At 40.5% G+C, this 16649-nt stretch carries 12 protein-coding genes; 5 read left to right on the top strand and 7 right to left on the bottom strand.

Going from position 1 to position 16649, the window contains the following annotated elements; translation table 11 throughout:
- Positions 1-116 precede the first annotated feature (116 nt).
- On the bottom strand, positions 117-1025 hold the full coding sequence (cruF, locus tag HUN01_RS03680; protein ID WP_181930130.1) for a gamma-carotene 1'-hydroxylase CruF: 909 nt from the start codon (positions 1023-1025) through the stop codon (positions 117-119).
- 393 nt (positions 1026-1418) lie between these two features.
- Here cruF and HUN01_RS03685 point away from each other — a divergent pair, with 393 nt between their 5' ends.
- A complete protein-coding gene (locus HUN01_RS03685; RefSeq protein ID WP_181930131.1) occupies positions 1419-1865 on the top strand; it encodes a hypothetical protein in 447 nt (148 codons plus the stop codon).
- A gap of 157 nt (positions 1866-2022) precedes the next feature.
- Here the strand turns inward: HUN01_RS03685 and HUN01_RS03690 are convergent, their stop codons facing one another.
- From HUN01_RS03690 to HUN01_RS03705, 4 genes are all read right to left on the bottom strand, one after another.
- Positions 2023-2796, bottom strand: coding sequence for an MlaE family lipid ABC transporter permease subunit (locus HUN01_RS03690; RefSeq protein ID WP_181930132.1), 774 nt, complete (start codon positions 2794-2796; stop codon positions 2023-2025).
- 1145 nt (positions 2797-3941) lie between these two features.
- Positions 3942-4208 (bottom strand): hypothetical protein, encoded by a 267-nt coding sequence (locus tag HUN01_RS03695; RefSeq protein ID WP_181930133.1) that lies wholly within the window; start codon positions 4206-4208, stop codon positions 3942-3944.
- A 241-nt stretch (positions 4209-4449) separates the two neighbouring features.
- A complete protein-coding gene (locus HUN01_RS03700) occupies positions 4450-4680 on the bottom strand; it encodes a hypothetical protein (RefSeq protein ID WP_084227290.1) in 231 nt (76 codons plus the stop codon).
- Between the two features lie 219 nt (positions 4681-4899).
- Complete coding sequence (locus tag HUN01_RS03705) at positions 4900-5280, bottom strand: hypothetical protein (protein ID WP_181930134.1); 381 nt, start codon at positions 5278-5280, stop codon at positions 4900-4902.
- A 443-nt stretch (positions 5281-5723) separates the two neighbouring features.
- Here HUN01_RS03705 and HUN01_RS03710 point away from each other — a divergent pair, with 443 nt between their 5' ends.
- The 3 genes from HUN01_RS03710 to HUN01_RS03720 all read left to right on the top strand — a co-directional run bounded on the left by HUN01_RS03710 (position 5724) and on the right by HUN01_RS03720 (position 12324).
- Positions 5724-9278, top strand: coding sequence for a WD40 domain-containing protein (locus HUN01_RS03710; RefSeq protein ID WP_181930135.1), 3555 nt, complete (start codon positions 5724-5726; stop codon positions 9276-9278).
- A 200-nt stretch (positions 9279-9478) separates the two neighbouring features.
- Positions 9479-10804, top strand: coding sequence for a KamA family radical SAM protein (locus HUN01_RS03715; RefSeq protein ID WP_181930136.1), 1326 nt, complete (start codon positions 9479-9481; stop codon positions 10802-10804).
- A gap of 116 nt (positions 10805-10920) precedes the next feature.
- Entirely contained in the window at positions 10921-12324 is a 1404-nt protein-coding gene (locus HUN01_RS03720) for a hypothetical protein (protein WP_181930137.1), read from the top strand.
- Between the two features lie 246 nt (positions 12325-12570).
- On the opposite strand, the gene HUN01_RS03725 is transcribed toward HUN01_RS03720, so the two are convergent.
- Both HUN01_RS03725 and HUN01_RS03730 read right to left on the bottom strand, forming a co-directional pair.
- Positions 12571-13320 carry an SDR family NAD(P)-dependent oxidoreductase gene (locus HUN01_RS03725; RefSeq protein ID WP_181930138.1) on the bottom strand — a complete coding sequence of 250 codons (750 nt, stop codon included), beginning with the start codon at positions 13318-13320 and terminating at the stop codon, positions 12571-12573.
- 156 nt (positions 13321-13476) lie between these two features.
- On the bottom strand, positions 13477-14970 hold the full coding sequence (locus tag HUN01_RS03730) for an MFS transporter (protein ID WP_181930139.1): 1494 nt from the start codon (positions 14968-14970) through the stop codon (positions 13477-13479).
- Between the two features lie 635 nt (positions 14971-15605).
- On the opposite strand from HUN01_RS03730, the gene HUN01_RS03735 reads away from it, so the two are divergent.
- Positions 15606-16625, top strand: a complete 1020-nt coding sequence (locus tag HUN01_RS03735; protein ID WP_181932547.1) for an Npun_R2821/Npun_R2822 family protein — start codon at positions 15606-15608, stop codon at positions 16623-16625.
- Positions 16626-16649: the final 24 nt, after the last annotated feature.

Consider the following 16649-nt stretch of genomic DNA (forward strand, 5'->3'; position numbering starts at 1 on the left):
AGAGTTGAGCCAGTTCCGAGTTCTCAGTGCTGAGTAATAAAGAAGTTAAATTATTCACTCAGCACTCATTACTCAGCACTCAGCACTACTACTTTCCCATTCCCTAATTTATCGCCTTATTTCAAGGCAACTTCAACCTTTGCTACTGATACTTCTTTGCTTACTGATTCAACAGCAACTTGGGCGGGTGTGGTAGAACTCATTAACCACAGCGCCACCGCCGGAGTTACACCTAGCAATAAACCGAGCAACACAGGTATAGAGAATCCAGCTGCCAAACTGAGTCCGGCGGCGAAGGCAAAGTTAGTTAAATAAACGACTAAAGGCAGATTGAGTTGCGATCGCTCTAATTTAATCGAAGCGTTTCTCCACAATAATCCTGCCACACTCATAAACAGTGCGCTAGTACCAAACCAACCAGCATAGTTCTGGTACGGTGTCCCAAAGAAAGCTCCTGGTTGTTCCCAATACCAGAAAGGCAAAGAAGATTGACTCATAGCTGGCTCAAGAGCAAAGTCCCAGCAAGTAAAGAGCAAAGCACCAACGGCAATAGAAGCAATATGGCGTCCCCAACTGGGTTTTTGAGCTACTTTCAACCCAGTTCTAGCAATTAAGTAAGACGACAGCCCAACATAAAACCAAGATAAAGGAATAGTGAAAGGAACTAGCCCGCCAATCTTATAACCCAAGCCACTTAAGTAGCTATAATCACCAAATGGAAACCCTGTACTAGTTCCCAGTAGTTCACTCCCCAAAGATATAAACACAGCAGGCAGCATAAATGCTAGCCAATTTCCTAATCCCAAGGTTCGGTAGGCATAAATAGAAACAGCTACTGTCCCCAAGATAATATCAACAACACCTCCACCAGCCATACTTAACTGTATGGCAGTTTCTCCAACCTGCGATAAGTTGAAAATTATTTCAGCATTAGGTACTACCAGTAGCATCCCTACCAGTCCAAAGGCTTTTGACACGATATGACCAATGAGGCATACGCGTTCAGCAATAACAAGTTGTCTCATGATAATTCCTTAACAAGATGTGACACGCGGCTACTCGGCTGCTAACAGTTTACAAATGTTTAACAACATATTTAACTACTTTGTACCGCAATTCTCTACAAACTTGTTTGGCTTTTTTGGGAACAGCATAACAGCCTATTGATTGAAGCTATAAGAAATATGATGTTAAACTTACTAGTCTAAGCCATATACTCAAAATCTACATAATTTCATCTCCAAGAACTTCTAGTTTCTCGTCTTATTGATATCCACATCGTGAAAAACTCCTTTTATACTGGGATATCTTTGAGGGAGGACAACCATCATCAACTGAGCAAGCCCTCAAGCAAAATAATGTCTTGAGTTACTAGACTTAGTTATGGGATCTTGACCCTGTACTAGAAATATAAACCCATGTCAATTTTGCAAAGAGTTCCTTGGGTGTCGCTGGCACTAGTACTACTGAGTTACAGTACTTTGGGCTGGGTAATATCTGAAACACGTGCGCCTCTGTTTGTGTGGGTGGCAACTGTAGTTGCTATCTTGCTTTTAGTAGTAACGTTGACTGCTCCTTGGCCGAAGATGACATATTACTACAGTATTTTGCTTCAATCAAATACCAGGTCTTTCGGTGTTGCCGTCTTAGCAGCTTTCTTATTCTTTCTCATGATTGCCTGGTTTCGAGTATTTCTTGATACCTTACTCATCATTTCAGCGACTATATTAGTCAGGATAGATTTTCAAAGAGCGGGTCTTAGGGAAGGACTAGCCTTTTACACTGCGTCTATTTTTTCATTGGGAGGTTTAGCTTTGGGTGCGCTAATCTACAAGTTAATATATTCCCAAATTCCGCTAACGTGATCAAATATAACCGATAAAGCTAGTGATGCCTGGGTTGGGCTGCGCCAACGCTTCAGAATCACTATTACTTACCCATAACTTCCTTTTTTGCTCAGATTCCCAACTTCTTAAATAAGTCGGAAATCTTTTTATTCTCTTGTTATTCAACAACTTAGGTTCAAAATGCAGGCTGTTCAAATAGCATTAGAGAGAGGAAAAAATCCATAATAAAAATTGACACCCAACTAGTAACAACTGCTTTTGTTGCCGATTCTCCTACTTCCTTTGCTCCCCCTCTAGTAGTTAAACCCCAACTACAGCCAATGACAGCAACCAGCACTCCAAAAATAAACCCTTTTAGCAAAATAATAAACAAATCTGACGGTTGTAAAAAATTTCTGACTGATTCTAAAAATGTTTCAGGAATAATTTTGTAAAACTGTGATGCAGCAAAAACTCCGCCGATGATGCCCATAACTAAAGCCAAAACCGTCATCAAAGGCACCATCAAACAACAAGCAATTACTCTAGGAAGTACTAGATAATCAATAGGATCAGTTTTGAGCATATAAAGTGCATCAATTTGCTCGGTAACTCGCATTGCACCTATTTCTGCTGCAAAAGCAGAACCAACTTGTCCAGCCATAATACTAGCGGTCAAAATTGGAGCCAATTCTCTGCAAAAAGCTAAGGCGAAAGCACCTCCCACAGCATTGACAGCACCAAATCGTACTAATTCTCTCGCTGTCTGAATAGTAAAAATCATTCCGGCAAAACCGCTGACAAGGAGAACTGGAGAGATAGAACCTGGCCCAGCAGTCACCAGATGTTGCAGAATCTTGCGATAGTAAGTTTTTCCTTGGAGTAAATGTAGCCACACTTGACCGAAAAGCAATACTGCTGCAAAACAGCGTGTAATCCAAGGTTGCTCAAAATTTGTTTTTGGTTGCAATTTTATCGTCCTTACGACTGACTTTTTTTGCACATTATGTTGTGTCAACTCTCCAAAATAAGACTACATACAGATACAAATGGCGGAAACCCAGCCAGATGTAATCTGACTTTCTCAATTACGTAGACGTACAAAGTGCTTCTTCCCGTTCGCGTAGCGTCTCCTGTAGGAGAAGGATATTAGGAATTGGTATTAGGGTATGGTACATGAACAGACGCACTAGATGTTTATCCTCAAAGTAGAGGAGGTGTTTGGGCATGGTTCAATTTAGCTTAGTAAACTTTAGCCGAAAATAGCACATAAAACATGTGAGCTTTTTTGCTGCGGCTCACATGCTTTGTGTGCTAAGGAGTTACAATCTCTGGTCTATCAAACAGGGAAAAGTAATTGACTCAACTCAAAGGGTTTAAAAATTTAATAATATTTCCAAATAATTCCAAATAATTTTTTATGAAGAGGATTACATACATAGCATACGCGTTATTATTAATACTGAATTTCTCCGTGGCAAATCTGGCTTTAGCATCTGTATGCCGCAATTACAATGTCTACGACGGGCTACACCACAAGATTTGTATTCTCAGTATCAGCCGAAGTGCCAAAAATTATTGGGAATACAGGGCAACCGTTAGCGTAGATGGAGTAAAAAGACCCACCGAGGTTTACAATTGTCGTGAACGAGTCAATGTTCAACAAAGTGGGACTGTTTTACCCTTTGAGCAAAAAGGCCCTCGTGAGATGATATGCAGCTTTTTTAATTCTTCTCGGCGGTAAATACGCGCCAGATAATGAAGACGGTGAAACCTAGATAGGCGAATACTGTTAGCCATTCTTGCCAGCTACCAAATGCATTGTTCATCAGCAAAAGCCGGAAAATTAATATTTCTCAATGCTACACGCTAACGTTACCAGTTGCTTGCTGTATCTTGGGAGACGAAGGAAGGCTACTCAAAAATTCTGAGTTAATTTTTCCGGAATCGATAACAATGGGGTGGTAGTACATATCAAGAGCATCGATATTATACTGAACCTCTATAACTAACCTTCGGGGAATATAGCCCCATAGCTTCCACCAAAAACCCGGTCATTAAAACCGGGTTTTTGATTTTACTTCTATTTTCGGTTTATTTGACTAGTTCAATCCTTCATTTAGGCTTGTCGTGACTATCGTTATATTTTGTACTGTTTGAATTCTCTGGGATTTCTGAATCATCTGTGTTATTAGACTTATTAGTATTTCCTTGGGTCTTAGTTGTGCCAAAAAAATAAACGACTGCAATTTTCACAATATCAAAGTATGCAGGGCGATTGCTCGGATCAACAATTGCCAAAGAGAGCGAACCTGCTACTAAGATCACTAATATAGGATGAAGCTGTTCTTGTCCAGAAAAATTGCTGTGTTTTTTTGTCATTCTTACTTCTGTCTCCAATTTCTAATTTTTTGGCTGATTTTTGACAAAAAAGTAATGTGTGAGATTGATAAAATCTTCAAGCACACAGGGATACTTAGAAACGAAACGTTTCACAGCCATAAAAAGCTTTGCAAAGGAATTCAGACTTTCACACTAGCAGCAACATTGCTTATTTAGAGTGTATGAGGGTATTCGTTGAGAGTGATTGAAGATGCGAAAGTCGAATATTATTTGTGATATTTTAACGAACAGATTCCAAAATTACTGTCGTCAATATTAAGCAAAGAAGAATAAGTCCGCACCGAAAAATAACCCAATAGAAAACAAAGGGTAGTAGATTCATCGCAATATGTGAGCTTCCGAAAATAGCTGATAAAACGTAAGCGATCGCTAGACCAAATAATCCCAAAGCAAAATATTTAATGAACTGAGAAGTCAAACGAAATAAAAAGCTGTGACGATTCGTATCCATATTTCCCTCCTGATAAATAAATACAAAATAACAGGGTTGATGTGACACTTTTTAGTACCATATCAACCCTGTTGTAGTCTTTTTCTAGACTCTCTTGGGCTGGAGAATTATTCACTTGTTCACCTCAAGAACGAAAACAATTTTCTACTGTTTCTCTAAAACTTGAGATGAAATTACTAGCTGATAATTGGTTAGAGCAATCAATAAAAACAACCAAACTCAGTCAATATCTAACAATTCAGATACCATCCAGCCAAATATCGGCGCGGTATTTCCCTTCTTGCATTTAGAAAAGTCTAGGCTGAGTAACCCAAACCCCTTCTTTAATAATCCCCTCAATCCCACTCGAAAGCGATCGCGATAGATAGATACCTGACTTTGCGTATCTGTCGGTAACTCCTCTAAATACCTATTTAGATCCGCATGAACGCAACGAAAAGAACCTCGGAAGGAGATGACACGCACCTCAAACTCTTCGGTTCCGATCTTGCGGATACTCACTTCAATTATTCCATCCTTGCAAGTGTGACAGGCAAGAATATCTTTCTCAAGTAACTCAAATAATTCTTGAGCAGAATTTGAAGTTTCAGGTGTTGGCATAGTGTGGTGTACCTCAGTGCTAGTTAGTTTAGCTATCCTCGCGATTCACACCTAATTTGTTATCGATTTTACATTTATTGTTATAGATTCTACATTTACTTGATTAATCTTGTCAATCAAGTTGATAAACAAAATTAACAACTTGATAACAATTGATAATTTAGAGTATAGTTAGTAGTGGCTTGTCAATACGCTTTTCTGTATAAATGCTAGGCGATGTCTATAACGGGCTACGCCAAGGCACGGGACTAGGGAGTAGGAAACCCGATAAACTTATAAAGGTTTGCGGTTGAGTCCAATACAGACCTAACCCCCAACCCCTTCCCTACTAGCGTTGGGGAGTAAGAATAAAAAGAGCAGATTTGAGTATAAAGCAGTAAGAATATATCTCACATCTACCTCACATATATATAAAAATAGTTTTGGCTGGAGAAATTTACTTCATGACGGAAATTCCTGAAAGTTTCTTGAGAGCGGTTACAGCCGAACACAATGTATCTGAGGCTGAGGTAAGTGCCTTACTTCTAGCTTTAGCTGGCCAAACGGCAGAATCTATTGCAACCACTCTCGAAATTAGTGCAGCCGCAGTGCGAAAGCGACTTGGTTCGGTTTACCAAAAGTTTGACATTGCTGGGAGTACTCCTGGGAAATTAGAGGTAATCAGGAGTATCTTCCAGGAAAGATATCAGTTATCAACAGTAGTTAATGCCTCATCCTGTTATGATTTTGGCGAAGCGCCTGATGTCCCGGTTTTCTTTGGGCGTGAGTTGGAGTTAGATGTTTTAGAGGAATGGATAAATAAAGACCGTTCCCGACTGGTAGCAATATTTGGGATGGGGGGAATTGGTAAAACAGCGTTATCTATCAAGCTGGCACAGAAAATTCAGGGACAGTTTGAGTATGTTGTCTGGCGATCGCTACGTCATGCACCCTCTGTTAAGGAGATTTTTGCAGACTTGATTGAGTTTTTCTCCAAAAAGAATGAGCCTAAAGAAGTAGGAATTTCGCAATTGATTGCGTTTTTGCGGAAACATCGCTGTTTATTGGTACTGGATAATGTCGAGTCAGTTTTGCTTGGAGGTGATTATGTCGGTCAATATCGAGAAGGATATGAAGAATATGGAGAATTTTTCCGACAAGTTGGGGAAATGCCTCATCAAAGCTGTTTAGTCTTAACCAGTCGTGAAAGTCCCAAAGAAATTATCACTTTAGAAGGAAACAATCTTAAAGTTCGATCATTGCAGCTAAGTGGACTAGAAAACATCGCGGCAAAAAGCATATTTGTAGGCAAAGGTGATTTTCTGGGTTCAGAGAAAGACTGGAACAAGTTAATTAATCAATATGCAGGTAATCCTTTAGCCTTAAAAATCGTTTGTAATACTATCCAAGAAGTTTTTGGTAGCAATATATCAGAGTTCATTAGTTGTGATATTTCCGTGTTATTTGGAGATATCCGCAATCTATTAGAACAGCAGTTTAATAGGTTATCAAGTTTAGAAAAGGAAATTTTATACTGGTTAGGAATTAATTGCAAACCTACTTCTTTTGTAGAATTACAAGCAGATATTATTTCAACTACATCACAACCGCAATTAATTGAAGCTTTAGAATCGTTACGACGGCGATCACTAATCTTTAACGAGAAGGGTTTGGCGAAATTTATGCTCCAGGCTGTAGTAATGGAATATATCATTAGTCAATTTGTTAATCAGGTTTGTGAAGAAATTGTTTCCGAGGTTACTCTAGAAAATATTTCCTTGTTAAAAAATTATGCCTTACTCAAGGCGCAAACAGAAGGAAAGACTAGAAATGCTCAAATTCGTTTAATTCTAGAACCAGTTGTTGAAAAGCTAATTAATAAATTTGGCAATAAAGACCGGATTAAAGAACATCTCTTAAAAATTATAAAATTGCTGCAAATAAACACTCCGTTGACATCCGGTTATGCTGGGGGGAATATTATTAACCTCCTTTGTCATCTGGGAATTGATTTAAGTGAATGTGATTTTTCTACTTTAAAGATATGGCAAGCATACCTAATCAATGTGAACCTGCATCATGTAAATTTTGCGAACTCTGACTTATCTAAATCTGTATTTACAGGAATATTCGATAGTATTTTATCAGTGGCATTTAATCCTGTAAATGGAGAAATTGTTGCTACAGGTGACGCTGATGGTCGCATTATTTTTTGGCAAGCTACTTATGGTGAGCAACTATTTCATTGGAAAGCACATGATAATTGGGTAAGAACTGTTGCCTTTAGCCCCGATGGTAAAACTTTAGTTAGTTGTAGTGATGACCATACTGTAAAACTCTGGGATGTTGCTAGCCAAAAACTTCTCATAACTTTTGAAGAACATACTAGCTGGGTCAGGTCTGTTGTCTTCAGTCCTGATGGCAAATTTGTCGCTAGTGCTAGTAGTGATAAAACTATTAGACTCTGGGATCTGGATACCAAAAAATTCTGGAAAATTTTCAAGGGACATAGCAATTTTGTTCGTTCTGTTGCCTTTAGTCCTGATGGAAAAATACTTGCCAGTGGTAGTGCTGACAAAACTGTGAAATTGTGGGATGTAAAAACAGGTAAATGTTTGAAAACTCTTGAGGGACATAAAAAATTAGTCCAGTCCGTAGTTTTTAGTTCTGATAGAGAAATACTTGTCAGTTGTAGCGATGACAAAACTGTAAAACTCTGGGATATTCAAACAGGGAAGTTATTAAAAACTTTAGAAGGACACACTAATTTAATCAATTCTATAGCCTTGAGTCCGATCCCCTCTTCACAAGGAAGAGAGATCATCGCCAGTTGTAGCGACGACAAAACGGTAAAACTCTGGGATATTCAAACGGGGAAATTATTAAAAACTTTAGAAGGACATAGTAATTATATTCAGTCTGTTGCATTTAGTCCCGACGGAAAAACACTTGCTAGTGGTGGTTATGATAAAACCGTTCGGTTTTGGGAGATCGGAAATTATCAATGTGTCCAAATCTTGCAGGGGTACACCAATTGGGTACACGATCTAGCCCTGAGTCCAGATGGGAAGAGAATTGCTAGTAGCAATGATGATAAAACCGTTAGGCTGTGGGATGTTCAGACTGAAGAATGTATCAGTACTTTAGAAGGACACGCTGGCCGCCTTTGGTCTGTTGCATTTAGTCCGCTAGGTGGGGGACTATTAGCTAGTGGTAGTGATGACCAAACCATCCGTCTTTGGGATACTCTGAGTGGACAGTGCGTGAAAATTTTGCCAAATAGCGATCGCATCCGCTCTATTGCTTTTAGTCATGATGGTCAAACTCTAGCTAGTGGTAGTATTGACTGCAATATCAAACTCTGGAACATTCGCACTGGCCAATGCTTTGAAACATTACAGGGACATACAAATTGGGTGCAGTCTGTCAGTTTTAGCCCTGATGCTGAAATCCTCGCCAGTGGAAGTGATGATCAAACATTGCGGCTATGGAATGTTCATACAGGAGAATGTATTCGGGTTTTGGAAGGACATACTATGCGAATATGGTCTGTTGCTTTTAGCCCGCTCCTCCCTTCAAAAGGGCAATTTGGAGGGCTATTAGCTAGTGGCGGTGATGACAAAACAGTACGACTATGGGATGTTCAGACTGGCGAATGTTGCAAAATTTTAGTCAATAATGATTGGATACGTTCTGTTGCTTTTAGTCCTGATGGTAAGATTATTGGCTGTGCTTGTGTTAATCACACTGTTGAAATTTGGGATGTTGACACAGGTAAACGTCTGATTATTTTGCAAGGACATAATAATTGGGTTCGTTCTGTTATCTTTAGTTCTGATGGAACTTTGTATAGTGGTTCCCAGGATGGAGCTATTAAGCAATGGAATGTCAAAACTGGAGAGTGTATCAAAACACTCATGTCAAAAAGACCTTATGAAGGAATGAATATCAAGGGTATTTCCGGTCTAGGGGAAGAACAAAAAAATACACTTAAAGAATTGGGTGCTATTGAAGATTAATTGGCTAATTAATCATAATGCTCTTTAATTGCACTATTTTAAATGTGTATTAGTTTCTTTTTGTTAAATCTCATTATTTTTTTGTGAGGATTGCCATTATGCCAAATTATATCGGTTGGATGATTTACCAAAATAAACTTGTTTTTATTATAGTTTCCAGATAATTTTTGTATTTTATATAAATTCAAAATAATAATTAAATGTCACAACTTAAACCTAAAAAAATTGAGCTATATGAAATTAAAGATATAGATCGGCTGCCTCAACTGCAAAAATTTTCAACAGCAGACCGCTTGGCAATGAAAGCAGTTGCCCAAGTATTGCCGTTCCGTGTCAATAATTACGTAGTAGAAGAACTAATTGACTGGGAAAAAATTCCCGATGATCCGATCTTTCGCCTGACTTTTCCTCAAAAAGAAATGTTGGCTCCTGAATCTCTAGACAAGGTTATTTGGCATCTGCAAAATTCTACACCAGAAGACCTGCGTCAAGTAATCAATAGGATGCGATCGCAACTCAATCCTCATCCAGCCGGACAAGCAGAACACAATATTCCCACTTTAGACGGAAAACAAGTACCAGGAATTCAACATAAATATCCCGAAACAGTCTTAATTTTTCCGACAGCAGGCCAAACTTGTCACACATATTGCACATTTTGCTTCCGTTGGCCACAGTTTGTGAAGATGGACGGAATGAAATTTGCTACCCGTGAATCAGGACTTTTCCAAGAGTATCTCCGCCAACATCAGGAAGTCACAGATGTTTTAATTACTGGCGGAGATCCAATGACAATGAAAGCTAAACATCTGGCTTTATATATTGAACCACTGCTAAATTCTGATTTTGAACATATCCAGACAATTCGGATTGGTACTAAATCGATCGCTTACTGGCCTTATCGCTTTGTTACAGATGAAGATGCTGATGATATCTTACGTTTGTTTGAGAAAGTGACTAGTTCAGGCAAACATCTGTCGATTATGGCGCACTACGATCATCCGACAGAAATTAAAACTGAAATTGCTCAAGCAGCGCTCCAACGCATTCGTAGTACAGGCGCACAGATTCGCACCCAAGGGCCACTGATGCGGGGAATTAATGATTCTCCGCAAGTATGGATAAAGATGTGGAAAGAACAAGTTCGTCTTGGTTGCATTCCCTACTATATGTTTATGGAACGAGATACTGGAGCAAAAAATTGTTTTGAAGTACCAATTATTCGAGCTTGGGAAATTTATCAAGCAGCAATACAAAAGGTGTCTGGTTTAGCTCGCACGGCTCGGGGCCCAGTCATGTCAGCACTACCGGGTAAAGTTGCAGTGGATGGCGTAACTGAGATTTATGGCGAGAAAGTATTTGTACTTTCTTTTTTACAAGGACGCGATCCCAATTGGTGTAAACGCCCTTTCTTTGCACGTTATGACGAGAAAGCAACCTGGTTAACTGATTTAGTTCCAGCGATGAGAGAAAAGGAATTTTTTTATGAGAATAAATTAAAGGAAATTCTGAAAATACAAAGTTGAATTGGGGATTGGGGATTCAGAACCGTCACCAAATAGGATAATAATTTATACCTCTTTCCAGAAACTTTTAAGAGATTTTATTGGTCTGGTTCTCCAAATTCTGCAAAAATCAGCTAATGTCATCTTCTGCTCAAGGTATTCCCGGATTACCCGATTTGACGCATCCGATTGAGCTTGTCCAATTTGGAACCGAAGCGCTCAAAGCTTCACTGTTATTAGTATTTTTGATCGTAGCTTTGGGAATTGCGATCGCACTGATCAGTTTTTCCCTGCGTCGCAGTCAGCCTGAACAACTTATATTCATTGGCGAGTGGGCTGTTCGTTATTCCCAACTGTTGCGGGGATTGCAGCATTTAACTCTAGTATTAGTTCTGTTAGTACCAGGATTTTTTCTCTGTTCAACTTTAAGCAATCGCTACCACCACTGGGAACAAGCAAAGGTGGCTCAAGTAGCTGAAAGTGTTGCTGGTGAGAAGCTCGAACAATTTGCGCCTCAAGTCCGCTACTCTATTCAAGAGCCATACTCATACACCACTCAAGTTGATGGCAAAATAGTTAAGGTAAATGAGACGCGAGAGATCAATCGCTTCTTAATGCTGGCTGGTTCGCAAATTCAAGTCAAGCTTGACCAAAGTGTAGATGTTCCAGGTCGTAGCTCAATTTATCGCGCAGATTATACTGCTGATTATAAAGTAGTTAACCAACTCAAGGATATTAATAATTTTTTCTTTGAAGCACCACCACCCAACGGCTCTATACTACTTAAGAGCTACAAAATCGAGCGTGACGGGACTAGGTTACAACCAACCAATCCGGGAGACTATGGTTTTCCCTTCCGGCTGCAACCAGGGGAAGAAACCACCTTTCGAGTTACATATCAGGCTAGAGGCGGGCCTCGCTGGGTTTATAGTGCAGGGGGACAGATGCTATCTAACTTCCGCCTTATAGCAATTGCTAACTTTGCTCCGGCTAATTTTGCCAGTGGTATTGAACCTGATGAAATTAAATCTGACGGACGCAGTACGCAATTTACTTGGAAATTCGACGATAATGTTTCAGTCAAAAATCCATTTGGAGTATTTACCAACACCGAGCCTATTGGTAACACGGGGGTAATTCCGCGTCTTTTATTACTAGCGCCAGCAATATTTTTATGGTGGATATTGTTGTTATATTTGTCACTGCCCATGAGTTTCAAAAATGTAGCGATCGCTGGTAGTATTTTCTTTGCTTGTCTATTGACTTTGACCTATCTAGCTCGCGTTATCAATGCTCAGTTGGCTTGGACTTTAATTTCCATCATTTTACTAATTTTAACGTGGGGATTAGGAGCTAGCCGCAGTGCTTCTCTGGCTGCGATCGTCGCCACTATTGCTGGAGCAGTGCTGCCTATTTTTGGATTACTAGTACCCTTCAGCGGACTCACCCTTAGTTTAGCGGGTTTGCTTTCAGCGGTTTGGCTAGCAGTTCGTCACTGGTATAGTTGGTACAATTTGCATCCAGAAGATCAAAGATTGTAGGGCTGTAGAAAAACGCTAAAGATTAGGTGATTCCGCTATGATTAGTGAAGTTTTCGCACACTTATGATTGAAGAAGAATTCAGAATTCAGAAGCGGAGCCGGAGACGCTCCGCCTCCGGTCAGAATCAAGACGTTCGCGGACTCGCTAACGCTGCGCTATCCACCAGTCGTAAAGAATTCATGCTGAATTCTGACTCCTGAATTCTGACTCCTGACTCCTGACTCCTGAATTCTGTTCGTTGAACTTTAGTGTTCTTGTCCTGTTGGTCGGATAAGGATTTCGTTGACATTAACGTGCGGTGGTTGGGTGAGGGCGTAAACGATCGCAGCAGCGATGTCTTCGCTTTGCAGAGGTTGAATTGACTTGCGTCGTTCTTCGATCCGTTGTTTGGCAACGGGATCGGTAATTTGGTTGTCAATTTCTGTATCTACCAAACCTGGTTCGATAATAGTGACGCGGATATTTTCCTTGTGGACTTCTTGACGCAATGCTTCCGAGAGGGCATTAACACCCCATTTGGTCGCATTATAAACACCGACGCCCGCCCGCGCTGTCCGGCCAGCCACTGAGGAGATATTGACTATATGCCCCGATTTTTGCGCCTTCAACAGAGGCAAAACAGCATGAGTAGCATATAGCAATCCTAATACGTTGAGGTCAAACGATCGCCGCCAGTCTGAGCTATTTCCCGCTTCAATGGTGCCAAGTAAGGCGATCCCCGCATTGTTGACGAGGATATCAACCCTTCCCAATTCTGCATTTGCCTTTGCCACCAAGTTATTTACCTGGGTTTCATCAGTCACATCGGTGACAATGGGTAATGCCTTGCCACCACTAGCTTCGATGCGTTCTGATAATGCCTGAATGCGATCGCCACGCCTAGCAGCAAGTACTACTGTTGCTCCAACTGAAGCCAAAGCGATCGCAGTTGCTTCTCCAATTCCCGCTGAAGCACCAGTGATAATTGCTACTTTTCCTTCTAATTTACCTGTCATTTATCTAACTCCTTAGTGATTGCTAATTGGGGATGGGGCATTGGGCATTGAAAAGAGGCAGAGGGGCAGGGTGCAGGGTGCTGAGGAGAGGAATTTTCACCAAGAAGCTCCGCGCCATAAAGGGCGCTCTTATTGGGGCGGAGTACAATCGGGCGCTCAGTTTTCCCCCTTGCTCCCTGCCCCCTGCTCCCCTGCCTCTTTTGACCCTGCACCCTGCTCCCTGCTCTCCTGCCTCTTACTGATCCTTAAAACAGATGCAACTGCTGCGCCACATAGTATTAGGGCTGCAAAACGAAAAGTTCCTTGGAAGCCTGCAACGATCGCATCAGGAGGGGCAACAGATACATCTGCACCCGCAGACATGCTAGCGATTAACGCTCCAAATACTGCCCCGATTAGAGAAACTCCTACGGTGTTACCTGAAGTACGTGATAAAGACAGCAGCCCAGAAGCAATCCCTAGCCGCTCCCTCGGTACTGCTCCCATAACAGTGCTGTTGTTGGGCGATTGGAATAAACCTAATCCAATGCCGTAAATAAAATAGCGCGATACATAGCCAAGCTCAGTAATTTGAGCATCAAAAGTGCTAATCCCCAAACAGCCGCCAATCATCAACCCCAGTCCAATTGAACTGATCAGTCGCGCACCAAAGCGGTCTGAAAGTATTCCAGCTAGAGGGGCAATTAACCCACTAAGTATAGGCGATACGGCTAGTAGCAGCCCCACTTTTAGCGTCGGATATTGCTTGACCCCTTCTAGAAAGAAAGGGACGATGAGTAGCGAACCACCAATGACAGTGAATGCTAGCCAGCCACTCAGTAAACCCATACTTAATTGAAGATTTCGAAACAGGTGCAGTTCTAGTAATGGCTGCTCTAGGATCGCTTCAACTACCAAAAAAGTTGTAAAACTCACGGCAGCGATCGCTAATAATACTAATGAATTGATACTGCTAAAGCCTTGGCTTTGCCCCTGTGTCATACCCAGCCCAAAACTACCCAGAGTCAATAAAGCCAATATGGCTCCAAAAAAGTCAAATTTTTGTTTGCCCTGAATACCTACAGAAGGTGGTACCACCCTAGCTATTAAGAAACTAGCTATGATCCCCAGCGGTACATTGATGAAGAATATACTATGCCAACCTGACCAGCTTAAGAGCAGTCCGCCAGCAGAAGGGCCAAAAGCAATTCCCAGTGATACTACACTACCGATGACACCAACAGCCCGGCCTCGTTCGGAAGTGGGAAAAACTTCTGTAACTATTGCCAAACCAAGCCCAGAGATGAACACAGCACCTAATCCTTGAAGTGCCCGAAAGCCGATCAACCATTCAATACTAGGTGCAAAACCACACAACAGCGAACTGAAAGTGAAGAGAATAAGTCCCCCTTGGTATAAGGACTTCTTGCCCCACATATCACCCAGGCGCGTTGCTCCCAAAACTAAGCCAGAACTGACCAACTGGTAACTCAACACAGCCCATTGGGTTGTAGGGAAACTGGTGTCAAAGGCTTTTACCAATGTGGGCAAAGCAACATTGATGATGCCCACATCTAAGGTAGACATGAACACCCCAAGTCCGACACCGAGTAATACCCAATTTTTTTGAGAGCTTGACAAAGCCAGAGGTTGTGCTTGGAATTGTGCCAACGTTTAGCCTCCACCTTTGACTTTACGGTTATGAATAGTTTGCATACGTATATTCATTGTAGGGTGCTATTCTCATTACCAAGTTTAGGAAACTAAATTAGCCGCTTCCATCCAAGACTATCTATGTATTTCATCCCTCCCATCAGTGATTTTGTTCACAGCGAGCTTCGTCCATAACGTAAATACGGCATCTTGATAAAGATACTGTGCTTAATGCTAATTAGCAAACTATCATAGGCAACTCTAGGAAGCAAGCTTTAGAGGTAATGCGGATTAGGAAATATCAATTATTAAAGTCACAACTGCAACAAATTATCAGTGTCGTATAAAAAACAACTCAATAAGCTCTTTGCTTTACCCAAGCAGAAGAACTCGTCCGAAATCATCAGTGTTTCGCCAGGTTTCAATTATGTGTATATTATTAATTACTTGGGAATAATAGATTAGAAAACAACAATAATACTATTTGCGTTACCCAGAGGATGTTTAAAAAGTAGCAAAATATACTATAATACCCGCTTCCATTCCCTCATAGGGAAGGCTTGCTCGGTGGTTAGATTTGTGAGGTATTGCTGTTACCAACAATACTTTTCAAACATCCCTTCAGTGACTAAACATAAAAAGGATTTATGAAAATGGATACCTTCGGTATTTACACCCTTGCGAATGATGTGGTGTTTGATCAACTAGTAGCTTTGCTTAACAGCATTGAAGTGAATGTTAGCGCAGATATTCCTATTTGTATTATTCCTTATGATGAGCGACTAGACTTAGTTAGACAAGAAGTTAATGCCCGAAAAAATGTAATTCTGTTTGAGAATTGGGAGGTAATTCAACGCTGGGAAGAATTTGCTCATCAGGTTTGGGCTGCTCATTCCAGGCAACAAGATACAAAAATATCACACTCTAGCTGGTACAAAAGTCATTTACAAAGAAAGTTTGTTGCCTTTGAAGGGATTTTTGATAAATTTGTATTTTATGATGGTGATAGCTTGGCAATGAAGCCACTCAATAATGTAATTGACAAGTTAGAAACATCCGATTTTGTTTTTGATGACTGGGAACACCTTAAGGATAGACCTGTTGCAGCTTTAAATATTTCAGTTATAGAAAAAACTGGACTGTATAAAGAAGCAGATATACGTCCTAAGCTGCATTGTTCTAGCTTTTTTGGATCTAAACGGGGGTTATTTACTGTTAAAGAAATTGAAATAATGAAGGAGCGATTAATTACCCATAGGGAAGTTGAATGGATTAATGGATACGGCTGGTGGGATGATGCTTTTTTGTTTAATTATATGACTTTGCGCTGCGATCGCCCACTATTTAACTTTACACTTAGCCCTAATGGCGAAGATAGAACAGGTAACTGTGCCAATGCAGATCCCTTCGTTAATATTAATAATGTTCTTTACAATCAAGATGGCTTAAAACCAATTCACCGCATCCATTACATGAGCTATTCTGCTCGTGATTTCGCCCACTTATCTCAAGGTAAAGAGGTTAATATCTGTTATGCAAAAGAGTTTTTACACTATCGCTTTCTCAAACAGCCAGAACAAAGACCAAAACAGCTAAGACCACTTAGCATAATTGCGAAAACTAATATTTTTTTCAACAAAACAATGAATAAAATTCAAAGAACTATCCGCTAAATATAGCCTTATTGGCGATGTATT

The organism is Nostoc edaphicum CCNP1411, assembly GCF_014023275.1.
Taxonomy (GTDB): Bacteria; Cyanobacteriota; Cyanobacteriia; order Cyanobacteriales; family Nostocaceae; genus Nostoc; species Nostoc edaphicum_A.